This window comes from Diplocloster agilis (assembly GCF_019042275.1).
Taxonomy (GTDB): domain Bacteria; phylum Bacillota; class Clostridia; order Lachnospirales; family Lachnospiraceae; genus Diplocloster; species Diplocloster agilis.
In genome coordinates, this window is the sequence record NZ_JAHQCW010000033.1 from 1 (window position 1) to 24,876 (window position 24,876).

The following is a 24,876-nucleotide window of genomic DNA, read 5'->3' on the forward strand; positions in this document are numbered from 1 at the left end:
CTCTTGCCCGTCGGACGTGAAGTCCGCCGTGCATCCTGAACCCGGCTTTCCGATTCCACTAAGCGGGAGCTCAGCCGCCCTATGCGCTCCCGGGGAGACCCAAAGGAACCCGGCTGTCCGGAGCATCCCGGTCCTGAGCAGCAGGCACACCCACCCCCGAGGAAGCCCTCCGTCCGCCGCCCCAACCTCCGCCTCCGCTTTTTCCCCTACTTTAATATAAGCCAGGCCCAAGAGCAGGAGTCTAATCAAATGGGTTCTCTATCTTATTATCTTATTATCTTGTCATCTTATTAACGTATCCTTGACAAAGGCCCATTTAGACTGCACATAAAAAGACTAAGTAAAATAATATATACCAAACATACTCAAACAAAGAGTTAGTAAAATCAGCCATGATCAGCCTTGCATCTCTGCCAACACCAGGGTAGGCGGGAACATGAACCGGCGGGGAGAAAATCCGGGGCGGCGGCCTGTCATGGATGCGGGGGAAAACATTGAGGGACAGGCTTAGAGCTATGCGCGGGGCCGGGAAAGAATCCCCGTTTTTCGGAGCCTGTCTGAGCGAAGCGAGTTGGCGGAGAAAAATGTAATAAGGGATTCTTTTCCGGCCCCGGGCATAGCTCTTAGCCTGTCCCGAAGTTTTCCCCCGCATCCATGACAGGCCGCCGCCCCGGATTTTCTCCCCGCCGGTTCATGTTCCCGCCGGCCCCTCCGTTCCCGGCAGCCCGCACCAGCATCTCATTATTGACAAAGTTTGAAGGACTCTCTATAATGGTGCCGTAGATAGTAATATGCGGCTAGGGGAGCATTTGGCTGAGACTATGCATTTTATGCATGAACCCTCATTACCTGATCCGGTTAATACCGGCGTAGGGAAGCACCAAAGTGGACTCCTCCTGTACGTTTTTTCACGAAGGAGGTTTTTTTATGAGTTTTTTTGCTAATCGTGTGGATGATGGATATGGTACCATGATCTACGAACTGACTACCGCCGGATATGTGGCTTTGTTCGTTGTTTTGCTCATTCTGGTGGCGGCTATTGGACTGATCGGTAAGTCGAAAAAGCAGCGGCATGCGATTAAGACTAAGCAGCTTGTTTTTTCCGCGCTGGCGATTGCTTTGGGTACGGTGACTTCGATACTGAAGCTGTTCGATATGCCTATGGGCGGATCGGTTACCCTGTTCAGTATGATGTTTATCTGCCTGATCGGGTATTGGTATGGTTTGAAGGTTGGTTTGATGACCGGTGTGGCTTATGGGCTGCTGCAGATGCTGATCGATCCTTATATAATGACGCTTCCGCAGCTTCTGCTGGATTATGTTCTGGCTTTTGGGGCTTTGGGGTTCTCCGGTTTGTTCAGTAATAAAAAGCATGGCCTGGTCTTTGGGTATCTGGTGGGAGTCTTTGGACGGTTCGTATGCTCGGCGCTGTCCGGTATCATTTTCTTTGCTTCTTATGCTCCCGAAACGATGCACCCGGTTGTGTATTCTGTTTTGTATAATGCTTCGTATATGGGAGCGGAGGCGCTTCTGACGGTTGTGCTTATGTCGATTCCGCCGGTTACGAAGGCTTTGCAGTATGTGAAACAAATGTCCGGTCAATGATTTGTTTGTGCGTTGAGCTGCCTCATACGTAAAACGATGATCAAAGAAGGACGCAGGCGGGATTTTGCTTTTGTTCCCGCCGGCGTCCTTCTTCTTTTCCTAGACATTAAATTCGATACTTTATTCCAGGCCGAATATCCGGGCCAGGACATCGATGATGATTTCATTGGTACAGGATTTTACAAATCCCATCATGTCCAGCATGACCTCGTCGTTTTTCTGTGATTCGCTCAGGTCCTGGCTGTGCTTTATCTGTTCCAGCCGTTCTATTAACTGGGGCGTCAGATCCTCGTAGACATCCAGTGTGGTTTCCGTCACCAGGTCAGCCAGTTCTTTCCTGCTTTTCGGTATCATTTTGAGGCTTCCTTTCCTTCCCTGTTAAAGCTGTCTACATGCGTTCCGGGGCTTCGAAGCCCAGCAGGTTTATGCAGGTTTCCAGTACGTTCCTGGTCAGGAGCAACAGCGCCAGCATTCCTTCTTTTTTGGCCTGGTCTTCTTCTCCCAGGATCTTGGTCTCATGGTAGAAGGAGTTAAAAGCATTGGCCAGTTCGTAGATATAAGCGCAGATTTTGTGGGGCGCGTGCTCCGCGTAGGCTGTCTCGATTGCATGGATGAACCCGGTCAGGGACAGCATCAGGTTTTTTTCACTCTCGTTTGACGGCTCTTTGATTGTGAGGTTTTCCAGGGTTCCGCCCTGCGCCGCGTATTTTTTCAGAATGGATTTGATCCGCACGATGGTGTATAAAATATATGGGCCGGTGTCGCCTTCGAACGAGGTAAAGCGCTCCACATCAAAGACATAATCCTTGGAAGCCTGATTGGACAGATCCCCGTACTTGATGGCGGAGAGTCCGATGATTCGGGCCGTCTCCCTGGCATCGATATCTTCGGCCGTGTTTCTGTTCTCGCTAATCTTTTTAAACATCTGGTTGTTGATATCACCGATCAGGTCCTCCAGACGCATCACGCCGCCCTCTCTGGTTTTAAAGGGCTTGCCGTCCCTGCCGTTCATGGTACCGAAGCCCAGGAACGTAAGCTTTGTATCCTCCTCCACCAGCTTTGTCTTTTTCGCGCAGCGGAATACCTGAGTGAAATAAAGATCCTGGCGTTTATCTACTATATATAAGATTTCATCGGGATGAAACAGCTTCATCCGCTCCACAATGGTGGCCAGATCCGTGGTATTATATAGAGAAGCGCCGTCGGATTTTAAGATCATACAGGGAGGGATTTCCCTGGTATCACCGTCCTCTTTTACGTCCACCACCAGAGCGCCGTCGCTTATGTGGGCGTAACCGTTGTCTTTCATGTATTGTACCATGTCCGGGATGTAGGGCTGGGCGTCCGATTCCTTTTTCCAGAGATCAAAGGTTACATTTAATTTTTCATAATTTTTCTTCAGGTCCGATACGGATACATTCAGGATATGGTTCCATAAAGCGATATAGCCCTGATTGCCGTGCTGCAGCTGATAGGTAGCCTCCATGGCCTCTTCCTTATAGGCCGCGTCTTCTTTTGAACGGGCGCTGGCGGCCGGATAGATCTCTTCCAGCTCGTGAATCGTAAAGGGCGGCTCTGCCGGATACTCTCCTGTATAAGAGGGATCGAAGTAGACCAGCTCGGGCCTGCGTTTCTTCAGTTCGGTGATAATCAGTCCCATCTGGAGGCCCCAGTCGCCCAGGTGGACGTCCCCGATCATATTGTGGCCCACGAAACGGCCGATTCTCTTGATGCTCTCCCCTATGATCGCGGAACGCAGATGCCCAACATGAAGAGGCTTGGCCACATTGGGGCCGCCGTAGTCCAGCACGATCGTCTTGGGATGGGCGGTTTTCTCAAAACCTAAGTCTTTCTCTGCGCTCATCTGATTCAGGTAGCAGATCAGAAATTCACAGTTCAGCTTCATATTTATAAATCCGGGCTTTACCGCTTCGACCATGGAAAAAGTAGCGCTGTCCTTTAAATGTCCCACCACATCCTCCGCGATCTGGATCGGAGCCTTTTTATACGCTTTCGCGGCGGCCATGGCGCCGTTGCACTGATATTCACACAAATCCGGGCGATTAGACAGATTCACTCTCCCGTAGGAAGCATCGTATCCGCTGGCGGCAAATGCTCCGGAAAGTTCTTCTGTAATCAGATCTAAGATTTTTTTCATAGGTTCCTCCTGAAATTCTTGTTTTTTACGGCCCTTTGGCCTGTTTACCACATCTTTCACGATTATAATATGAATGACCTTTTTTTTCAACCAGGTTCTGGAATTTCTCACGATACGGCTGTGAAAAAGAGCTACGCTTGCGAAATATTAAAGCATAAACCGGCGGAAATCCCGTATAATAAAATTTGTATGAAATACTTTCAAAACTTCTTGCTATTTTTCCAGTTTATGCTATAATTTCAGTAATGGTTACTATTATTGAAAATTAAGGAGGAAGTATTATGAACGTTAATGTATTTCACAACCTGTCTTACGGGGTTTATATCGTCTCTACCCTGGATGGAGAACGGCCTACCGGCTGTGTCGCAAACAGTATTATGCAGATCACCGCTTCTCCCGCTACCCTAGCGGTGAGTATAAACCATGATAATTATACCAACTCTTGTATGAAACGGAACGGTACTTTTGCTGTGTCGATCCTTTCCGAAGAATCCGATCCCGGCCTTATCGGCACCTTCGGTTTTCAGTCCGGGAAAAATACGGATAAGTTTGCCGCCGTGGATCATGTGATGAAAGATGGTCTTCCTGTCGTCTCGGATGCCTGCGGTTATCTGACCTGCCGGATCATCGATACGATGGAAACCAGCACCCATACGGTGTTTTTGGCCGAGATTATGGATGGGGATCTGCTTTTGAACGTACCGGCTATGACCTATTCCTATTATCATAAAGTGGTGAAGGGCAAGAGTCCGAAGAATGCGCCCACTTATATTCCCGAGGAACAAGAGACCGCGGCAAAAGTAAGCTATGTGTGCAGTGTATGCGGATATGTATATGACGGCGAGGTTCCCTTTGAAGAACTCCCGGATTCCTATGTCTGTCCGATCTGCAAACAGCCCAAATCAAAATTTATCAAAAAAGACTGAGTGTAAGTTAGGAAAATGTACGTATGGAGGCAAACGAATGTTAAAAATAGGTTCCCATGTTAGTATGAGCGGCAAGGATATGCTGTTAAATTCCGCCAGAGAGGCCGTTTCCTACGGAGCGGATACGTTTATGGTATATACAGGCGCACCGCAGAATACCAGACGTAAACCAGTCGGGGAATTGAATATCGAGGCCGGCTGGGATTATATGAGGGAACACGGAATCCATGATATCGTGATCCACGCCCCCTATATAATTAATCTTGGAAATTCCGTAAAGCCGGAAACCTTCGAGCTGGCAGTGGATTTTCTGGCCGAGGAGCTGCGCCGCAGCGAGGCCATGGGAAGCCGGATTCTGGTACTGCATCCCGGCGCTCATGTAGGCGCAGGCGTAAAAGCCGGTATCGATCAGATCGTGAAGGGTCTGAACGAAGTGTTAAGCGCTGATACCAAATGTATGGTCGCCTTGGAGACAATGGCCGGAAAGGGTTCCGAGATCGGAAAAACCTTTGAGGAATTGGCCCGGATCTATGACGGGGTAAAATATAACGATAAGTTAAGAGTCTGCTTCGACACCTGCCACACCAATGACGCCGGTTATGACATTATTCATGATTTTGACGGTGTGATCGGACAGTTTGATAAAATATTGGGAAAAGACCAGATCGCTGTCTTTCATATCAACGACAGTAAAAATATGGCCGGAGCGGCCAAGGACCGGCATGAGAATCTCGGGTTCGGCACGATTGGTTTCGATGCGTTACATCGTATCGTCCATCATCCTGATTTTCCGGATATTCCCAAAATCCTGGAAACGCCCTGGGTTCCCCTTCCGGAGGATAAAAAGACCGTATTTCCTCCCTACAAATATGAAATCGAGATGCTGCGCACCGGCGCCTTTGATTCAGAGGTACTGGAGAAGATCTTACGGCAGCCCCGATCCTAGAAACCGCAAAAATAAGAGAACTCTGAAAGCTTCTGCTTACAGAGTCCTCTTATTTTTTGAACTGATTCATACGGTCCTGAATGGTTTTATTATAATTGATCACCATACGGTCGTATTCTGTGTTCATATACTTAGATGTCAGCATGAAATCCGCCGTAGCCCGATTATTGGCTATGGGAATGTCATAAACCACTGCGATACGCAACAGCGCCTTCACATCCGGATCATGAGGCTGCGCCTCCAATGGATCCCAGAAAAATACCACAAAGTCAATGCTTCCTTCTACAATTCTGGAACCGATCTGCTGATCGCCGCCCAGCGGCCCGCTGTTATAGCCCTTGACCGGAAGGTCCGTCTTCTCTGAAATCAATCTGGCCGTAGTACCCGTGCCGCACAGAAAATGGTTCTTCAGGATTTCCTTATTCTCTTCCACCCACTCTACCAGCTCCGCTTTCTTGCTGTCATGAGCGATCAGCGCAATGTGCTTCTGTCTTCCGATGGTAAATGGAATGTAATCATCCTTAATCATCTGGCTTCCTCCTTTCTCTTCCTATTTCTTTCTCATTATAATATGTTCTTTTGGCTTCCACAATCCCCATTCTGACGATTTTTTCATTTACTTCCTCTCTGCCTTTCACATGTTTGCCAAACATATCCAGTAATTTGCAAAAACCCTATTGACAAAATTTCATTTCAAATGTACTATTGTATTAAGTTAATAATACAGTTAATCCACACGCACAAGGAGGTGTAAGAATGACATGGATGCTGAATTCTGACCGTCCTATATATGCCCAAATCATAGAAAAGATACAAACGGACATTGTCTCCGGCATTTACCACGCAGGCGACAAGCTCCCTTCTGTCCGAGAACTGGCCGCGCAGGCCTCTGTGAATCCCAATACCATGCAAAAAGCCTTATCTGAACTGGAACGTGACGGTTTACTCTATTCCCAGCGCACCAGCGGCAGATTTATAACGGAGGACCGGGAAATGATACAAAATATGAAACAAGAACTGGCCAAGGAGCAGATCTCCTTATTTCTGGAAAAAATGAATAATCTGGGATTTAAGAAGGAAGAGACATTCCAATTCATCCAGCAGGTACTGGGAGAGGAAAAAAAGTGAAGACGACGCAGCTAGTGCGCCACAGGAGGTAAATATGAGCAATATTATCGAATGCCACGGACTGACTAAGGTCTATGAATACAAGGCCGCTCTCTCCGAAATCGATCTGAATATAGAGCGGGGACGAATCGTCGGACTTCTGGGCCCCAATGGAAGCGGAAAAACCACGCTGATCAAACTGATCAACGGTCTTTTATCCCCCACTTCCGGTGAAATACTGATCGACGGAAAGGCGCCAGGGATAGAGACCAAAAAAATGGTATCTTATCTGCCGGAACGTACTTATCTGAACGACTGGATGCGGGTTTGTGAAATCATTGATTTCTTCGGGGATTTCTACAAAGATTTCGACAGAAGCCGCGCCAAGGAGATGCTTCATCATCTGGATATCGACACACACGATAAATTAAAGACCATGTCCAAGGGGACTAAAGAAAAAGTACAGCTGATCCTGGTAATGAGCCGGGACGCAGATCTGTATTGTCTGGACGAACCCATCGGCGGCGTGGACCCGGCGGCCAGGGATTATATTTTACAGACGATTATTCAAAACTACCGCACCGATTCCACGATCCTCATCTCCACCCACCTGATCTCGGATATTGAAAATATACTGGACGATGTGGTATTTATTCAAAATGGTAAGATCCGGTTAACCACTGAGGTGGATGATATAAGATTCAAACAGGGAAAATCAGTGGACACCCTGTTCCGGGAGGTATTCAAATGTTAGGAAAATTAATCAAATATGACTTGATCAGCGTATCCAAAATCCTGTTTCCCCTGCATCTGGCGCTTCTCGTGGTCACCGTTCTCGGAAGGCTGTCGATGGCGTTGAATCTTCCTCAGAATGCTCCGCTTATCGTAAGCCTGATGTTGATGCTATATATATTTGGTATCATCGCCATCGGCATTATCACGCTTGTGGTTCTGGTGATGCGCTTTTACAAGAATCTCTTTACCAGTGAGGGATATTTAATGCATACCCTTCCGGTCAAGGCTTCCCAGCATCTGAATTCAAAATTGATCGTGGCCGTGTTATGGAGTATACTGGACTGTGTTTTTATCATTTTTTCTATCTTTATCCTGCTGGTGAACCAGCCGTGGCTCAATCAAATATCTGCCGCTAACTGGGCCGAATTAAAGGAGATGTTTTCCATCATATTTTTGGGCGGCGGCAACACAATGGTTTCCATATTGTTTTTGTGTCTGTATATGTTAATCGCCAATATTTATATATTCCTATCCTTTTATGTCTCCATCTGCATCGGACAGCTGATGAACAAGCACAAAGTTTTAGGTTCTTTTCTTGCCTATCTGGTCATCTACGTAATAAGCCAGATTTTAAGCGTCATCTCCATGCTGTTTTTCGGTCTGTCGTCTCTAAGGGGATTTCCGGTGCAGACTTTGACCTTTGAATACTATCGCAACCTTATGACGTTGAGTATCGTAGAGACCCTTGCTTTTAGCATCGTTTTCTATCTGATTTCCAACTATATGATTTCAAAGAAACTAAATCTGGATTAAGTTATCTTCTATAAGCGCAAAAAACCTTTCGTCCCGGATTGCCGGCGACGGAAGGTTTTTATTTTGCCATCGCCTTATTGTGCAGGCACAGCTGTTGGAACAACTCCATTTTCTTCTATATAAGACACCACATCTTTTTTAAAATTTTTCCAGGCATCCTCATCTTCTACAAAGTACTTCGGGCAGTCCTTTCCCGTCACGTCATAGTGCCGGATCACATCTTTGATGCCCAATTCAAATTTCCCCATCAGAAAGGCGGTAAGCTCAACCAGAGAATGATAGGTGGCCTCTGTGAATTTCCCGTCCTCGTTCGGGTGGCAGCACTCGATCGATACCGTGTCATGATTCCTGTCATTGGATGCATAGGCGATCTCCGAAGTGGGTACACACTGGATAATCTCCCCCTCCATTCCAATCACAAAATTGCTGCTGACACTCGTTTCCCCGGAATCCTTCAGCCCTTCAAAATAGTTCCTGTTATTCTGTGCCGTAGTACCCGGATTCGCGGTATAGTGGATTACAATACCGGTAATCGGATCGGTAGGGGTCTGCGGTCTGGAATAAGGGTTCGGAGTGAGCAGCTGTACGTCCAGATCCGGCCGCCTTGTCACGACCTTCGTCTGTTTAACTTCCGACCGGCTATCTGCCACAGGCGCTTCTTCCGCCGGCGTCAGCCATTTTGTGACCAATACAATGATTGTCACCACAACTGCCAATGCTGCTACGGCCGACAGCCCATGCAGCAGCATTTCTTTTCGTTTCTTTCGTTTTTTCGCTGTCCGGGCGTTTTCATAGAGCATCACCCTCGTCTGCTTTTTATAAAATTCTTTTTCCGGCAGCATAGCGGTACCCCCTTATAAGCTATGAGCGCGTTACTATTAACTATTATAGCGGATCAACCGGTAAAATTCATTGTGTAAAATATGTCTATTTCCTTAATTTTTTCTGAATTCGACAAAAAGACCTGCAGCCGAAGTCAGAGATTCTCTGTACTTTACAGACCGCAGGTCTTGCCTTATTTACCGTTTCTTCTATATATAATGGAAAAAGTTCAAATTTCTTTTTATTACGGCTTTTGTTTACTCGTCTATACTGTAGTTCGGAGCCTCTTTGGTCACATGAATATCATGAGGATGGCTCTCCTTCAGGGACGCGGCGGAAATTTTGACGAATTTGCCGGATTCTTTCAGCGTCTCGATATTGCCGGCTCCGCAATAGCCCATACCGGATCTCAAGCCACCGACCAGCTGGAAGATGGTGTCTTCCACTGTGCCCTTGTAAGCGACACGGCCTTCCACTCCTTCCGGAACCAGTTTCTTGGCGTCTTCCTGGAAGTAGCGGTCCTTGCTGCCCTTTTCCATGGCCGCAATGGAACCCATTCCGCGATACACTTTATATTTTCTACCCTGGTATAATTCAAAGGTTCCGGGGCTCTCGTCACAGCCTGCCAGCATGCCGCCCAGCATACATACGCTTCCCCCTGCGGCGATCGCTTTCGTCAGATCTCCGGAATATTTGATACCGCCGTCGGCGATAATCGGGATACCGTATTCCTTAGCCACCTGGTAGCAATCCATCACAGCCGTGATCTGCGGTACACCGATCCCCGCTACCACACGCGTTGTGCAGATGGAGCCGGGGCCGATTCCCACTTTAACCGCGTCCACACCGGCCTCGATCAGAGCTCTGGTCGCATCCCCCGTGGCCACATTTCCCGCGATCACCTGCAGATCCGGATATTTTTCCTTGATCATCCGTACGGAGCGCAGCACATTCTCGGAATGCCCATGGGCGGAGTCGCAGACCACCACGTCCACCTTGGACTCTACCAGCGCGTCGATTCTCTCCAGCACGTTGGCGGTAATACCAACGGCCGCTCCGCACAGCAGCCGTCCCTGGGAATCCTTCGCGGACAGCGGATATTTAATTTGTTTTTCGATATCTTTAATGGTAATTAAACCCTTCAGGTTAAAATTCTCGTCAACAATCGGCAGCTTTTCTTTTCTGGCCTTAGCAAGGATCTTCTTCGCTTCATCTAGGGTAATCCCTTCTCTGGCGGTAATCAGACCCTCGGAGGTCATGGATTCCTTGATCTTTTTCGAGAAATCGGTTTCGAATTTTAAATCCCGGTTGGTGATAATTCCGACCAGTTTCTTGCCCTCTGTGATCGGCACGCCGGATATTCTGAACTTCGACATCAAATCATTGGCATCTTCCAGTGTATGTTCCGGGGATAAATAAAAGGGATCTGTTATGACCCCATTCTCAGACCTCTTAACCTTGTCCACTTCTTCAGCCTGATCCTGGATACTCATGTTCTTATGGATAATACCGATACCTCCCTGTCTCGCCATCGCTATGGCCATCCGGTGTTCGGTCACCGTATCCATCCCCGCACTCATAATCGGAATGTTCAGCTGTATGGATTTTGTTAAATTTGTCGTCAAATCCACCTGGTTGGGAATCACCTGTGAATATGCCGGAACCAGCAGCACATCGTCAAATGTTATTCCCTCTCCAATGATTTTACCCATTTCATTTCCTCTCTTTCTTCTATATGGCAATTTTATACTTAATTGATTGTTCCTTAGTCTAGCAAAAAACCCCGGGTCTGTCAACTGCATTTTCCGGGTTATGTTCCGGGCTGAAACGCAGGGAAAGACCTCGGACTAAAGCTTTGAAAGAAGTAACCGTCCCACTAAAAAAAGTTTCCGCCTTCCCGATATATCCGTAACAGACGGACCCATTCGAAAAGGGGAAACTCTATTAGATTATGACTTTTCTGGGCGCCATGCTCTTCATGGCCTGAAGGATCTTCTCATTGGGCTCGAACAGAATCTTCAGAAGCTCCTGATCCCCCTCAACGATCATTCCGTAAATTTTATGATCCGGAATACCGCTGGAAAAATCCAGGGTCTTCATCTGCTTATTGCGGTAAGAATCGAAATCATGGGAATTATACGGCGCTACCAGCTCCGTTCTGGAAAGTTCAAAACTGCCCATTTTCTTTCTCTTGCTTTTGGACATGATCTTGTCCACGTCCATCTCGCCATTTACAAACAAGTATTCAAACTCCACATCCCAGCGGGGAAATACAAAATAATCTACAATACCAAGAACCACACCCGCAATCAACAAGATTGGCGCAGCCAGCACGCCCATAACAAATGCCGCTACGGTAATGCCCAGCATAACTCCTTTTGCCACTACCAACATCGTTGGGGTCTTTCTTTTGACAATATGTTCAAAATACAAGTCGCTCATCCATTAACCTCCAAAATATAACATATTATGTACATTATAACAAATCCTGCCGACTTTTAAAGTGTTTTTTTAAATTTCTGATTTTTGTTTCCATTTCCCTGCCGCATAGAAAAGGGGCCCCTTTCCAGGGCCCCTTTTGATAAAGGGATTACATCATTCCCATGCCGCCTCCGGCCGGAGGAACCGGCGCATCTTCTTTGATGTTGGCAACTACGGATTCCGTGGTCAGGAAGGTAGCCGCTACGCTGGTGGCGTTCTGCAGAGCGCTTCTGGTTACCTTGGAGGGATCCAGGATGCCTGCTTCTACCATATCTACATACTGCTCTTTGTAAGCGTCAAAGCCATGGCCTACGCTTGCTTCTTTTACTTTGTTTACAATGACGGAGCCTTCCAGTCCTGCATTTTCTGCAATGTAGTACAGAGGAGCTTCGAGAGCTTTCAGGATGATGTTAGCGCCTGTCTTAACATCGCCTTCCATGGTTTCAGCCAGTTTTTCAACTTCTTTGGCCGCATGGATATAAGCGGAACCGCCGCCTGCGATGATACCTTCTTCTACAGCAGCTCTGGTAGCGTTCAGAGCGTCTTCCATACGAAGCTTGCTTTCTTTCATCTCCGTCTCGGTAGCAGCGCCTACGCGGATAACTGCAACACCGCCGGATAATTTTGCAAGTCTTTCCTGTAATTTTTCTCTGTCAAAATCAGAGGTGGTTTCTTCGATCTGCGCTTTGATCTGGCTGATTCTGGCGTCGATCGCGCTCTTTTCGCCGTAACCGTCAACAATGATGGTGTTCTCTTTTTCCACTTTAACGGATTTCGCGCGTCCTAACTGAGCCATAGTGGTTTCTTTCAGATCCAGGCCCAGTTCATCGGAAATTACCTGTCCGCCGGTCAGGATAGCGATATCTTCCAGCATCGCTTTTCTTCTGTCGCCGTAGCCCGGAGCTTTCACCGCTACTACATTGAAGGTTCCTCTTAATTTATTTACAATCAGAGTGGTCAGTGCTTCGCCTTCCACATCTTCCGCGATGATCAGAAGTTTCGCGCTGGACTGTACTACCTGCTCTAACAGAGGAAGGATTTCCTGAATATTGCTGATCTTTTTGTCTGTGATCAGAATGTAGGGTTCATCCAGGGTAGCTACCATTTTATCCATATCGGTGGCCATATATGCGGAGATATAACCTCTGTCAAACTGCATACCTTCTACCAGATCCAGTTCTGTCAGCATGGTCTTGGATTCTTCAATGGTGATAACGCCGTCATTGGATACCTTTTCCATAGCGTCCGCCACCATATCGCCTACGGTATCATCACCGGCAGAGATCGCGGCTACTCTTGCGATCTGGTCTTTTCCGGAGATCTTTCTGCTCATGTCATGAATCGCGTTTACAGCGGTATCGGTAGCTTTCTTCATACCTTTACGAAGCTCGATGGGGTTTGCGCCGGCTGCCAGGTTCTTCATTCCTTCATGGATCATGGACTGCGCCAGAACCGTAGCGGTGGTCGTTCCGTCGCCGGCTACGTCGTTGGTCTTGGTTGCTACTTCTTTCACCAGCTGAGCGCCCATGTTCTCAAATGCGTCTTCCAGCTCGATTTCTTTTGCGATGGTAACACCATCGTTGGTGATCAGGGGTGCGCCGAAGGATTTATCCAGTACCACGTTTCTTCCTTTGGGCCCTAACGTTACTCTGACGGTATCTGCCAGTTTATTCACACCTGTTTCCAATGCAGCTCTTGCTTCTGCTCCGTACTTAATCTCTTTTGCCATGATAATAGCCTCCTACTCTTTCTATAATTATTCGATGATTGCTAAGATATCGGACTGTTTTACGATGATGTATTCGTCTTCATCGATTTTAACTTCTGTTCCGGCATATTTGGAATATATAATCTTATCGCCGGCTTTTACTTCCATCTTGACTTCTTTCCCATCGACCATTCCACCGGGTCCTACTGCGATTACTTCCGCCTGCTGAGGTTTTTCTTTGTTCTGGCCGGGTAATACGATACCGGATTTTGTAGTCTCTTCCGCTTCTAACTGTTTAATAACGACTCTGTCTCCCAACGGTACTAATTTCATGATAATTCCTCCTTAATAAATTCTGCTTTGCGTATTATTAGCACTCACTCAATTCGAGTGCTAACCGATAGTCATATATTAGATAATTCTCGTCTTTCGTGCAACTTTACTTATTGGCGATTTTCTCAATATATTCTCGTCTTTTCTAGATTATTCTTACATTTTTTATCATTTTCTTAATTTTATCCTTTTTATACGATTTTATACTTTTTTTATAGCTATGAGCACTTAGTGCCTGTATTTTAGGCACTTACGTGCGATGCATAAAAAATAGTCAGCGAGGTTTTTCGAACTAAGCGTTCTTCCCGGATGGCATTTTTATTCCATAGGCACACTTACCTCGTATGGAATAAAAATACTGCCTCTCTTTCCAGGCAGTATCTTTGTCACCCGGCAGTAACCGCCGGGCAGGTTTATTTCGTTTTGACTAATAATCCGTACTTTTTATATTCAGCTCCATGGACATCCTTTTTCGTTCCTTGATATCATCCAGTTCTTCGAAAATATAGTCATTGATTACTTTGATATAAGTTCCTTTCATACCGGATGAACGGGATTCTATTACACCGGCGCTTTCAAACTTGCGCAGTGCGTTGACAATTACGGAACGGGTGATCCCCACATTATCCGCGACCTTGCTGGCGATCAGGATTCCTTCCGGGCCGCCCAGTTCGTCGAAGATGCAGATGATCGCTTCCAGTTCTGAGAACGACAGGCTGTTAATGGCAGCCTTCACCACCTGGATCTGCCGTTTTCTGGTCTCCGCCTCTTCCTTTTCCGCCCGCATCATCTCCAGGCCCACAACGGTTGCCCCATATTCGCACAGGATAATATCGCCGATATCAAACCGGACATCCTTTTTATATACAAACAGAGTACCCAAACGCTCCCCCGAAATATCGATGGGCGTAATAATTGCCTCATAATTGAGCACATCTTCCGAGTCAAAGCCCAATGTCTGAAGATTTACATTTTCTTTTGTGGAAAGTATGGACAGCCATCGTTCGTTCAGAGTCCGGTCAATAAACTGACCCACCCGGTCCGATATCAATTCCGTAATCTCCTCCACATCCAGACACTTGGAAGATCCCAGAACCTTTCCCTTTTTACTGACCACCAGTATGTTGGAATCCAGAATATCCGCCAGCACCGCGCAGATATCGTTAAAGACCACCTTACTGTGGCTGTTATTATGAAGCAGCTTATTAATCTTTCTGGTTTTGTCTAATAGTTGAATACTCATGGCGACCTCCTAAACAACCACAATTCTAACATGGAATTGTCTGAAAATCAACCGAATTATCGCACATCTTTTAAGAAGTTTTTTCTTTGCTGATTACCTTGACATAACCGCAGTGTTCGTTGGCGCAGACCAGTTTACTTCCCTTCTCCACCATGTACCCTCCGCAATCCGGGCATTTCTCCTGGGACGGCTTCTGCCAGGACATAAAATCACATTCCGGGTTATCCTCGCAGCCGTAATAACGGCGTCCTTTTTTCGTCTTGCGAAGCACGACTTCTTTTCCGCATTTCGGGCACTTGACGCCCACCTTTTCCAGATACGGCTTCGTATTGCGGCAGTCGGGGAATCCCGGGCAGGCCAGGAATCTTCCGTGAGGGCCGTACTTGATCACCATGTTCCTGCCGCACTCCTCGCAGATTACATCGGTGACTTCGTCTTCGATCTTCACCTGCTCCAGCTCTTTTTCCGCCTTTTCCACGGCATCCCGCAGATCCGGATAGAAATTGCTGACCACAGTTTTCCAATTGACCGTGCCTTCTTCCACGCAGTCTAACAATCGCTCCATGTTCGCGGTAAAATTCACATCCACGATGCTGGGGAAGCTCTGCTTCATGATGGAATTGACCACGTCCCCCAACTCTGTCAGATAGAGATTTTTATTTTCCTTCGCCACATAACGTCTTGCGATGATTGTGGTAATGGTGGGAGCATAGGTGCTGGGACGGCCGATTCCCAGTTCCTCCAGCGTCTTGACCAGTGTGGCCTCCGTATAATGGGCCGGCGGCTGTGTAAAATGCTGTTTCTGGTCGAACTCATTCAGATGAATCTGCGTATCCGTGGTAATCTGTCTGGCCAGCACATTGTTCTGCTGCTTTTCCTCATCATCTATTTCATAGACCGACATAAAACCGTCAAACACCAACCGGGAAGCAGCTACCGTAAAACGATAATCCCGCGCGTCTATTTTAATTGAGGTCGTCTCATATCTGGCCGGGCTCATCCGGCTGGCTGTAAATCGTTTCCAGATCAACTGATACAGACGGAACTGATCCCGTGACAAGGATTCCTTTAACATAGCGGGAAGCCTTGTGATATCGGTGGGACGAATCGCCTCGTGGGCATCCTGTATTTTTTTGCCTTTACCGGAAGACGCCTGCGCGGTGGTCACATATTCTTTTCCGTATACCTCTTCCACATAGGCTCTCGCATTGGCATCCGCCTCATCGGAGATTCTCGTGGAATCCGTACGCAGGTAGGAAATCACACCCACCGTACCATTGCCGGCAATTTCGATTCCTTCATACAGCTGCTGTGCCAGGCGCATGGTTTTCTGGGTGGAGAAATTCAAAAGCTTGGAAGCCTCCTGCTGCAGGGTGCTGGTGGTAAAGGGAAGCGGCGGTTTCTTGATCCGCTCGCCGGTCTTCACATCAGCCACCTTATATTCGGCTCCCTTAAGATCCTTCAGGATCTGGTTCAGCTCCTCTTCATTGCGGATCGTGCGCTTGCCGTCTTTATCCCCGTAGAATTTGGCGACCAGCACCTTTTTCTCCCCGGGAATACCGAACTTTGCGTCCAGTGTCCAGTACTCTTCCGGAATAAATGCGTCGATTTCTTCCTCCCGGTCGGCAATGATGCGAAGCGCCACCGACTGCACGCGCCCTGCGCTCAAGCCCCTCTTTACCTTAGCCCACAAAAGGGGGCTGATCCGGTAACCAACCATACGGTCCAGAATTCTTCTGGTCTGCTGCGCATTTACCAGATTCATGTCAATTTCCCTGGGCTCTTTCAAGGAAGCTTTCACTGCATTTTTGGTAATTTCATTAAAACTGATTCTGGCCATTCTGTTATCTTCCAGCTTAAGAGCCTTGGAAAGATGCCAGGAGATCGCCTCTCCCTCCCGGTCAGGGTCAGTTGCCAGGAAAATCTTATCCGCTTTCTTTACTTTCTTTCGCAGATCAGCCAGCAGTTCCCCTTTTCCCCTTATGGTAATGTACTTTGGTTCATAGTCATGTTCAATATCGATTCCCAGCTGACTCTTGGGCAGATCCCTTACATGACCCCCCGACGCCGCCACATCATAATTGGAACCGAGGAATTTTTTAATAGTTTTCACCTTTGCCGGTGATTCCACGATTACTAAATACTTAGCCATTGAATACCCTCCGAAAATCTTCTTAACTTAAAACCACCGGTTTATACCGGAAAGTCCCTTCTGACAAATTTCCCCTTTGCCGCTTCTTCTATGCATTCCTTTAACTGAAGGGACAATAATATTTGAAATACTTCCTGTATAGGCAAGGCGGTTACCGCCATAATTTCATCTACACTTTTTGGGACTAAATCCAAACAAGCATACACCGAAACTTCGTTTTTTTCAAGTGGTATCTTCATTTTTTTCGATTTCCCGTCAGATTTACCAAATGGAATTCCAAGTCCTTCCAGCAATTCTTCCGGCCGCAGAGCAATGCCCGCGCCCTGGGCGATCAGCCGGTTGCACCCCATGCTGAGCGGGTCCGTCACCCGGCCCGGCAGCGCGAATACGTCTTTTCCCTGCTCTAACGCCAGATCCGCGGTGATTAAGGATCCGCTCTTTTCTTTGGCCTCTATTACCAGCACCAGATCCGCCAGCCCGCTGATGATCCGGTTTCTGGCCGGAAAATGCCAGTTGACCGGCTGTTCGCCATCGGGATACTCGGAAATCACTCCGCCTTCCCTTATCAGCTGTTCATACAGCCTGTAATTTTCTCTGGGATAGCAGATATCCACCCCGCAGCCCAGCACCGCAAAGGTCCGTCCCTTCGCCTCCAGCGCCCCCTCCTGGGCGCATCCGTCGATCCCCCTCGCCAACCCGCTGATAATCTGCACTCCGTTGGCCGCCAGCACTCTGCCGAATTCCCGCGCTTTACTCCTCCCATAGGCGCTGCACATGCGCGCCCCCACGATAGCCACCGCCGGCGCTTCCGGATCCGGAAGTTTTCCCCTGACATAAAGTCCCGGCGGACGGGCATGAATCTTCTTCAGCTTCTCCGGATAGGCCGGTTCTCCATAAGCAACATATTCCGTTCTTTCCATATTCATACCCCCTCTAATGCCAAAATTTCCGGTCCCCCATCCGGTACATGACCGCCTCGCTCAAGTGTTTCGTCAGGATCCTATTGCTGCCGTCCAGATCCGCGATGGTTCTCGCCACCCGAAGCACCCGGTGGCAGCCGCGCATACTCATATCCAGTTTTTCAAATACTGCCGCAAGAAACGCTTCCTCCTTTTTTCCCAACGTGCAGTACCTCCCGATGGCCGCCGGTGTCAGTTCCGCATTATAGCGGAAAGGGGTTCCCTCATATCTTCGGCGCTGGATCTCATGCGCTATGGAAACCCGTTCCCGGATCGCGGCGGAACTCTCCCCTTTCCTCCTATCTGTAAGCCTCTCATATTCCATCCCGGGCACCTCTGCGCAGATATCCATACGGTCCAGCAGAGGGCCGCTGATTTTCCCCAGATATCTTTTAATCTCTGCGGTATTACAGCTGCACTTTTCCATATCCGGGTAAAAACCGCACCGGCAGGGATTCATAGCCGCCGCCAGCATAAAATCCGCCGGAAATGTATAGTTTCCCCTGTTTCTGGCGATATGGATCACCCGTTCTTCCATCGGCTGGCGCAAGATCTCCAGCGCCGGTTTAGAAAACTCAGGGACCTCGTCCAGAAAAAGCACCCCCAGATGGGCCAGGCTGATCTCGCCGGGCCTGGGAATCCTGCCGCCGCCTGCCAGCGCATTCATCGTAACCGTGTGATGCGGAGAACGAAACGGCCGTTTCCGGATCAGTCCATCCTCCTTTTGAAGAAGTCCGCATACGCTGTATATCTTCGTTATCTCCAGGCTTTCCTCCATCGACAGCCGGGGCAGGATCGTGGGGATTCTCTTGGCTATCATCGTCTTTCCCGTCCCCGGCGGCCCGATCAGGAGCAGGTTATGTCGGCCGCTCACCGCCACCTCGGCCGCCCGTTTTACCGCCTCCTGGCCAATGATATCCGCATAATCCATGCCGCCCTCCGCTTCCCCCTCGGTAATGAGTTCCTCAGGGTTCACATATTCCGGCTGGAGCGCCGTCTCGTCATTCAGATAGGCAATCACTTCCGCAAGTGTCTGAACCCCGATCACGGTGAGGCCCGGAACCGCGGCCGCCTCCCGCGCATTCTGTTTCGGAACGATACAGCAGTCACACTTCCATTCCCTGGCTCCGGCGGCAACAGCTAAAATGCCATTGACCGGGTTCACCTCCCCATGCAGGCTTAACTCCCCTGCGATCAGCACATTCACCAGCCTGTCGGCCGGCACCATTCCCAATGCCCCCAGAATCGCGGACGCAATGGGCAGATCAAACGCCGATCCCGCCTTCCTGATATCCGCCGGCCAAAGGTTTACCGTAATCCTCTTCACCGGCAGGCGGATTCCCGTATTTCTCATCGCTGAGCGCACCCGGTCCTGCGCCTCCTTCACCTCCGAAGCCAGATACCCCACCATATTCATGACCGGAAGTCCGTCACTGATATCCGCCTCCACATGTACCGGAACACTCTCGATCCCGCACACACACGCAGACAATACACTGCTAAACAAACCAACACCTCTTTCCATAAAATACCATCGATATCCCGAAAAGCATAACATCACTTTTCTCTTTCAGCCTGAAACTCTTAAAAAACAAAAGGAAAATCTCGGCGATCCGCCAGAAAACAGACAAAGAACTTGTCCGATGGAATCATTTTACTATAAAACCCCTGTCACTTCAATACCCAACTACTCTTAATTGTTATTGATCCTAATTAAAATCTGTAATATTAGTAGAAATACTTACAATCAGCAAAGCAAATACCAGCCTCAGGGCGTCTGCCCCAAAGCCGGCACTTCTCACTCCAGAAGTTTACGGAGTTTTGCCAATGCATTCTTTTCAATTCTGGACACATAAGAACGGCTGATTCCCAGCATTTCCGCGATTTCCCGTTGTGTCTTCTCCTTCTGATTATAGAGTCCGTATCGAAGCTCGATCACCATCTTTTCCCGAGGAGTCAAGGTCTTCTCCAGAACCTCATAAAGTTTCTCAATATCCTGTTTCAGATTCACCTTATCCGTAACGCTCAATGTATTATGCTCAATTACATCCAGCAGATTCAGTTCATTCCCCTCTTTATCCGTCCCAATCGGTTCATACAGGGAAATTTCCTTCGAAGATTTTTTCTTAGAGCGGAGAAACATGAGAAGTTCATTGTCAATGCAGCGGGCCGCGTAAGTAGCCAGTCTGCTTCCCTTGCTCTGGTCATAGGTAGATACCGCTTTAATCAACCCTATGGTGCCAATGGAGATCAGATCCTCAGGATCATCATCCAGATGCTGATATTTCTTAACAATGTGAGCCACAAGCCGCAAATTCTTTTCGATGAGCAGATCTTTTGCCTCCGGATCTCCCTGCTGGTACTTTTGCAAATAATATTGTTCTTCTTCGGCGCCCAGCGGTTTTGGAAATGTTTTCACACAAAAGCACCTCATAGCGGAATTATTACAGTTTATGTGTCCCACTGTCCATTAGTGCCTTTCCAAATGAAATGTTTTATTTGTACAATCTATTGGGCTGGGACTTAAGGGCCGGGACTGAGGAGGTGGGGGATGGGGGGATGGATGGCGGGGGATTTCGGGCTGCGGCGGCGGATGTTCCCGGGGGGAAGGCTGTGTCCAATCATATAAGATCCACTAACTACGAAAGAGAAAAAGCCCCTTATTACATTTTCTGTCACAAACTCGCCAAAAAACGGCTCGGACAGTGTGACAGAAAACGGGGGCTTTTTCTCTTTCTGCGTAAGTGGATCTAATATGATTGGCCAATGCCTTCCCCCCGGGAACATCCGCCGCCGCAGCCCGAAATCCCCCGCCATCCATCCCTCCATCCCCCGCCTCCTCAGTCCCTACACTGGTTCCGGCTTATTTATTGCTGACGGTATATTTGACCTATATATTTTCTGCTGTGGTACGCATTTTAATAATGTTGTGGGACAAACAAATGATGAAGCGTAAGCATTAAATAGGTTCTTTCCTCTGTTCGTGGATTTTAGAATATAAACGGCCTCACGCCGTAACTATATGAAGAGGCTGTAAAGAAATATCCTATACTTGGCTAGCTTTATAATCTATTGAAAGATTTCCATAAAATTGTATTTTTCTTGAAGGGTATGGAACCGGATGCATGGATGGAAACTACCGCGAAATTTAAGATTGATGAACTGGAATCTTAATTATATGGCTTACGCTCAGATCTTACAGCAGTGAGAAATGACATTGAACAGAATTATAAAGAACTATAACTGTGGGCTTGCAAAAGGAAGTGTCTATAAAAAACAAGTAGACATAACATTTTATGTATGGCAGAAATAGTTTTTGAATTGCTCCATGCTAAGTTGCTTTTGAATGAAAGGTACTATAAGATCAACTAACAATGGTAAGTTGTCGTTTGACGTTTACGATGTGGCTGCGTCTGTTGGAATGTAGGGAATCTGATAAACAGCAGACCATATTTTAAGTTTATTTATGGGAGATTAAGGAAATTCTTGAAAGTCTTTTATGCATATCAGAAACGTATAGATATTGGCGGACGCAATGATTATTATTTCTTTTTGTTGTAGAACACTTGTATTATCCATTGTATCATGAATATTGACTTAGTCATGGAAAGATGATATGATCTGTAGAATTTTTATCTTCAGCAAGCTGTTTTAAATTATTTCAGGCAACGTTAAAGGCATATTGCAGATCTTTTGCGTACTATAACGTTCTCGCCTTAGGACACTTTGTAAGTAGGAAGTACAAGGGCGGGAGGAGCACGGTGGCTGCGGCCTGGTTTGCGGGGGCTGTGCCGGGGCACGCGGACGGGGAGTTCTCAGGCCTCCGGGCCGCTGCTGACGCCCGGTTCCTTTGGTGTCTCCCCAGGCGGGCATAGGGCGGCTGTGCTGTAGCTTAGTGAAATCCAAAAGCCGGATTCAGGATGCACGGCGGACTTCACGTCCGACGGGCAAGAGCCTCTGAACCGGGAACGCATCATGCGTTCCTGGTGAATAGGCTCGGTTCCTGAATCCGGCTTTTGGATTTCACTTAGCTGCAGCCAGCGCAAGCCCTCCGCCCGCCTGGGGAGACACCAAAGGGACCGGGCGCCAGCAGCGGCCCGGAGGTCTGAGAGCTCCCCGTCCGCGTGCCCCGGCACAGCCCCTGCAAACCAGGCCGCAGCCACCGTGCTCCTCCCGCCCTTGTACTTCCGGCCCCCCTCCCAACCCTAAGCACCGAGGCAAACCTCTACTCCTCCCTGCGGAGGATATCAAAAGGGTCCGTCTTTGCAGACAACTCAACATGAAGAGTCTGTTTCGGATGGGGAGCGCTTTCCATAGGGACTCCCGTATCATCGTAGATGGCCAGGACACGGGCAGGGAGGTTCTCCCCTCCGGGTTTCATGATTTCGATGGTTTCTCCCACCGTAAATTTGTTTCTCTGCTCCAGGATGGAACGGCCCGCTTCGTCGTGGGCGTTTACGATACCCAGATAGGTGTATTCCTTGACGTAGGTGTTGCTGTCGTAGATCTGGGATTCCTGATCGGGTTTGCCGAAGAAAAAGCCGGTGGTGAACTGGCGGTAGGTGCAGTTGGAGATCTGGTCCAGATACCACGGCATGTGCTGCCGGTACAGGTCCGGGGATGTCAGGTAGTCATCTATGGCTTTCCGGTAGGTTCTGGCCACCGTGGCTACGTACAGGGCGGTTTTCATGCGTCCTTCTATTTTGAAGCTGTCGATGCCGGCCTCTATTAGTTCCGGGATGTGCTCGATCATGCACAGGTCTTTGGAGTTGAAGATGTAAGTACCTCTTTCGTTCTCGTACACGGGAAGATACTGACCGGGACGGCTCTCTTCCACCACCGCGTATTTCCAGCGGCAGGGATGGGTACAGGCGCCCTGGTTCGCATCGCGGCCGGTGAAGTAGTTGCTGAGCAGACAACGGCCGGAATAGGAGATGCACATGGCTCCGTGCACAAAGGTCTCTATTTCCATTTCTTCCGGTATGTGCGTGCGGATTTCCCGGATTTCCGACAGGGAGAGTTCCCGGGCGGAGACTACGCGTTTGACCCCCTGATCGTACCAGAATTGGTAGGTGCCGTAATTTGTATTGTTGGCCTGGGTGCTGATGTGTATTTCGATCTCCGGACAGATTTTTTGCGCGATCCGGAATACTCCGGGGTCCGCGATGATTAAGGCGTCCGGCTTGATTTCTCTTAGTTCCCTAAAGTATGCTTCCACTCCGAGCAAGTCTTTGTTGTGGGCCAGGATGTTGGCGGTGACGTAGACTTTAACACCGTGACTGTGGGCAAACAGAATGCTTTGTTTCATGTCTTCCATGCTGAAGTTTTTGGCTTTTGCCCGCAGGCCGTAGGCTTCCCCGCCGATGTAGACGGCGTCGGCGCCGAAGATTACCGCAGTTTTTAATACCTCGGGGCTACTGGCCGGGATGAGTAGTTCCGGCCGTTTCTTTGTCCCCGGAATAAGTTCTGGTCGTTTCATTCTTTCCTCCATGCGTCTTTTTGCAGCTGACCGCCACTCCGTCTCCCAGAGGCAGGATGGCGCTCACCAGCTCCTGATGGTGCGTCAGCTGGTACAGGTACTCTCTCATCCGGGTATGGATGGTTCTGTCGCGGCGCTCGATGGCGTAGCGGGACTGGATGATGCTGCCTTCCTGCAGTACATTATCGGACACCAGGAGCCCGCCGGGAGCCAGAAGCCGCATTGCTTCCGGCAGAAAATTTAGATACTGCCCTTTGGCTGCGTCCATAAATACAAAATCATAAGGACCGTTCAGGGTCCTCATGATCTGCTGTGCGTCGCCGGGCAGTAAAGTGATCTGCTGCTCACGGCCCGCCTTTTTTATATTTTCCCTGGCAATGGGAATTCTCTTTTCATAATTCTCTATGGTGGTAATCCGGCATGTATCCGGTGCATATTCACTCATCAGCAGAGCGGAAAAACCGATAGCGGTGCCGATCTCCAGGATCGATCCGGGCCGCTTTAAAGTGACCAGCACCTTTAACAGGCTCTGGGTTTCTTTACGGATCACCGGAACATAGGTCTCTCTGGCTGTTTGCTCCAGCTGCTCCAGATAGGGCGGATTACCGGAATCAAGAGAATTCAGATAGGTTATCAATCGCTCGTCTACTATCACTCTTCCTGGTCCTCTTCCCCTTCTTCGGAGTTATCTCCCGCTAATATGGCCAGCATATCGGATAGCGGCATGGATGTGTTCAGCGTATAGGTGCCGGGCTGTATCTTCCCGGAATACTTGGACAGTTTCTCTCTCACCACAAACGTCCATTTGCCTTCCACCAGGCCTTTGCTTTCCAGCATCTCGCCCACCGCGCCGGAAGAATCTCCCTGTTCCACCACTACCGTCACCTGGCGTCCGGGCGGCGGGTCCATCGTTCGGTTGGAAAACACCGACAGGCCAAAGTCAAAGGCCGCGCGCCCCAGGTAAACCAACAGTAAGATAACCAGAGCTATTATAATTATCCGAAGAGCCATTTTCATCGTCGCCAAAGCTGCTTTTTTCGAATCCATCCTTTTGTACCTCCTACAGAGCAGTCTCATCCAGGAACTGAAGGTCCAGATCTACACTGTCTAAAATTTCCCGATATACTTCCTGGATCATATGACATACCAGCAGCTCCGATGCCAGAAACTCCCGGATCAGGGGATTTTTTCTTATTGTGGCATACTCCTCCTGTAAACTGTCAACTTCGTCAAACAGGTCGATACCGTCCTGATTCTGTATACAATAGTATTTTCTCCGCCATTCCTCGACTTGACGCTTGAGTTCGGGATATTCCGCCAGACTCTTTTTAGCGCGCTCAAACCGCAGGTATTCTTCGCTGTTTCCAATGGCGTTCTTTAATTCTCTTAAGCAATCTGCAACAAGCATT

23 protein-coding genes and 1 riboswitch are annotated in these 24,876 nt (G+C 48.5%); of the genes, 6 read left to right on the forward strand and 17 right to left on the reverse strand.

The features are described from left to right. Positions 1-789 precede the first annotated feature (789 nt). A riboswitch (TPP riboswitch) is annotated at positions 790-893 on the forward strand. A 34-nt stretch (positions 894-927) separates the two neighbouring features. Further along, complete coding sequence (thiT, locus tag KTH89_RS17395) at positions 928-1,605, forward strand: energy-coupled thiamine transporter ThiT (protein ID WP_238722549.1); 678 nt, start codon at positions 928-930, stop codon at positions 1,603-1,605. A 120-nt stretch (positions 1,606-1,725) separates the two neighbouring features. Here the strand turns inward: thiT and KTH89_RS17400 are convergent, their stop codons facing one another. Both KTH89_RS17400 and argS read right to left on the reverse strand, forming a co-directional pair. Then, positions 1,726-1,959, reverse strand: coding sequence for a hypothetical protein (locus KTH89_RS17400; RefSeq protein WP_158344620.1), 234 nt, complete (start codon positions 1,957-1,959; stop codon positions 1,726-1,728). 34 nt (positions 1,960-1,993) lie between these two features. Further along, positions 1,994-3,763 carry an arginine--tRNA ligase gene (argS, locus tag KTH89_RS17405; protein WP_238722550.1) on the reverse strand — a complete coding sequence of 590 codons (1,770 nt, stop codon included), beginning with the start codon at positions 3,761-3,763 and terminating at the stop codon, positions 1,994-1,996. Positions 3,764-4,044: 281 nt separating this feature from the next. On the opposite strand from argS, the gene KTH89_RS17410 reads away from it, so the two are divergent. Next, positions 4,045-4,689 (forward strand): flavin reductase, encoded by a 645-nt coding sequence (locus tag KTH89_RS17410; RefSeq protein WP_238722551.1) that lies wholly within the window; start codon positions 4,045-4,047, stop codon positions 4,687-4,689. 37 nt (positions 4,690-4,726) lie between these two features. Beyond that, the gene (locus KTH89_RS17415; RefSeq protein WP_238722552.1) at positions 4,727-5,635 is read left to right on the forward strand and encodes a deoxyribonuclease IV; all 909 of its coding nucleotides are present in this window, start codon (positions 4,727-4,729) and stop codon (positions 5,633-5,635) included. A gap of 49 nt (positions 5,636-5,684) precedes the next feature. On the opposite strand, the gene KTH89_RS17420 is transcribed toward KTH89_RS17415, so the two are convergent. Beyond that, the gene (locus tag KTH89_RS17420; RefSeq protein WP_158344628.1) at positions 5,685-6,164 is read right to left on the reverse strand and encodes a methylglyoxal synthase; all 480 of its coding nucleotides are present in this window, start codon (positions 6,162-6,164) and stop codon (positions 5,685-5,687) included. Between the two features lie 227 nt (positions 6,165-6,391). Here KTH89_RS17420 and KTH89_RS17425 point away from each other — a divergent pair, with 227 nt between their 5' ends. From KTH89_RS17425 to KTH89_RS17435, 3 genes are read left to right on the forward strand one after another with little or no spacing between them, the layout of a single operon-like run. Then, positions 6,392-6,763 carry a GntR family transcriptional regulator gene (locus tag KTH89_RS17425; protein ID WP_158344630.1) on the forward strand — a complete coding sequence of 124 codons (372 nt, stop codon included), beginning with the start codon at positions 6,392-6,394 and terminating at the stop codon, positions 6,761-6,763. 34 nt (positions 6,764-6,797) lie between these two features. After that, on the forward strand, positions 6,798-7,496 hold the full coding sequence (locus KTH89_RS17430) for an ABC transporter ATP-binding protein (RefSeq protein ID WP_158344632.1): 699 nt from the start codon (positions 6,798-6,800) through the stop codon (positions 7,494-7,496). After that, positions 7,490-8,290 carry a hypothetical protein gene (locus KTH89_RS17435; protein ID WP_158344634.1) on the forward strand — a complete coding sequence of 267 codons (801 nt, stop codon included), beginning with the start codon at positions 7,490-7,492 and terminating at the stop codon, positions 8,288-8,290. The genes KTH89_RS17430 and KTH89_RS17435 overlap by 7 nt, the downstream gene beginning before the upstream one ends. A 74-nt stretch (positions 8,291-8,364) precedes the next feature. Here KTH89_RS17435 and KTH89_RS17440 read toward each other — a convergent pair whose 3' ends face one another. The 14 genes from KTH89_RS17440 to KTH89_RS17505 all read right to left on the reverse strand — a co-directional run bounded on the left by KTH89_RS17440 (position 8,365) and on the right by KTH89_RS17505 (position 24,875). Continuing rightward, positions 8,365-9,132 (reverse strand): peptidoglycan recognition protein family protein, encoded by a 768-nt coding sequence (locus tag KTH89_RS17440; RefSeq protein ID WP_238722553.1) that lies wholly within the window; start codon positions 9,130-9,132, stop codon positions 8,365-8,367. A 237-nt stretch (positions 9,133-9,369) separates the two neighbouring features. Beyond that, a complete protein-coding gene (gene guaB, locus KTH89_RS17445) occupies positions 9,370-10,824 on the reverse strand; it encodes an IMP dehydrogenase (RefSeq protein WP_158344636.1) in 1,455 nt (484 codons plus the stop codon). 232 nt (positions 10,825-11,056) lie between these two features. Then, a complete protein-coding gene (locus KTH89_RS17450; RefSeq protein WP_238722554.1) occupies positions 11,057-11,554 on the reverse strand; it encodes a DUF6106 family protein in 498 nt (165 codons plus the stop codon). A 148-nt stretch (positions 11,555-11,702) separates the two neighbouring features. Continuing rightward, the gene (groL, locus tag KTH89_RS17455; protein ID WP_158344640.1) at positions 11,703-13,322 is read right to left on the reverse strand and encodes a chaperonin GroEL; all 1,620 of its coding nucleotides are present in this window, start codon (positions 13,320-13,322) and stop codon (positions 11,703-11,705) included. Positions 13,323-13,349: 27 nt separating this feature from the next. Beyond that, on the reverse strand, positions 13,350-13,634 hold the full coding sequence (gene groES / locus KTH89_RS17460) for a co-chaperone GroES (protein ID WP_158344642.1): 285 nt from the start codon (positions 13,632-13,634) through the stop codon (positions 13,350-13,352). A gap of 427 nt (positions 13,635-14,061) precedes the next feature. Then, positions 14,062-14,877 (reverse strand): GTP-sensing pleiotropic transcriptional regulator CodY, encoded by an 816-nt coding sequence (gene codY / locus KTH89_RS17465; RefSeq protein ID WP_158344644.1) that lies wholly within the window; start codon positions 14,875-14,877, stop codon positions 14,062-14,064. A gap of 70 nt (positions 14,878-14,947) precedes the next feature. Next, a complete protein-coding gene (gene topA / locus KTH89_RS17470; RefSeq protein WP_238722555.1) occupies positions 14,948-17,029 on the reverse strand; it encodes a type I DNA topoisomerase in 2,082 nt (693 codons plus the stop codon). A 41-nt stretch (positions 17,030-17,070) separates the two neighbouring features. Beyond that, positions 17,071-17,949, reverse strand: coding sequence for a DNA-processing protein DprA (dprA, locus tag KTH89_RS17475; RefSeq protein WP_238722556.1), 879 nt, complete (start codon positions 17,947-17,949; stop codon positions 17,071-17,073). Positions 17,950-17,962: 13 nt separating this feature from the next. Next, positions 17,963-19,495 (reverse strand): YifB family Mg chelatase-like AAA ATPase, encoded by a 1,533-nt coding sequence (locus KTH89_RS17480; protein ID WP_238722557.1) that lies wholly within the window; start codon positions 19,493-19,495, stop codon positions 17,963-17,965. Between the two features lie 291 nt (positions 19,496-19,786). After that, on the reverse strand, positions 19,787-20,407 hold the full coding sequence (gene sigK / locus KTH89_RS17485; protein WP_158344652.1) for an RNA polymerase sporulation sigma factor SigK: 621 nt from the start codon (positions 20,405-20,407) through the stop codon (positions 19,787-19,789). Positions 20,408-22,213: 1,806 nt separating this feature from the next. Next, a complete protein-coding gene (locus tag KTH89_RS17490; RefSeq protein ID WP_238722558.1) occupies positions 22,214-23,467 on the reverse strand; it encodes a peptidase U32 family protein in 1,254 nt (417 codons plus the stop codon). Next, positions 23,403-24,122 (reverse strand): O-methyltransferase, encoded by a 720-nt coding sequence (locus KTH89_RS17495; RefSeq protein WP_158344658.1) that lies wholly within the window; start codon positions 24,120-24,122, stop codon positions 23,403-23,405. The genes KTH89_RS17490 and KTH89_RS17495 overlap by 65 nt, the downstream gene beginning before the upstream one ends. Beyond that, positions 24,119-24,514: an endolytic transglycosylase MltG gene (locus KTH89_RS17500; RefSeq protein ID WP_238722559.1), complete on the reverse strand. Its 396-nt coding sequence runs from the start codon at positions 24,512-24,514 to the stop codon at positions 24,119-24,121. Before KTH89_RS17500 ends, KTH89_RS17495 begins: the two co-directional genes overlap by 4 nt. A 13-nt stretch (positions 24,515-24,527) precedes the next feature. Then, positions 24,528-24,875 (reverse strand): YlbF family regulator, encoded by a 348-nt coding sequence (locus KTH89_RS17505; RefSeq protein ID WP_158344662.1) that lies wholly within the window; start codon positions 24,873-24,875, stop codon positions 24,528-24,530. Position 24,876 lies beyond the last annotated feature (1 nt).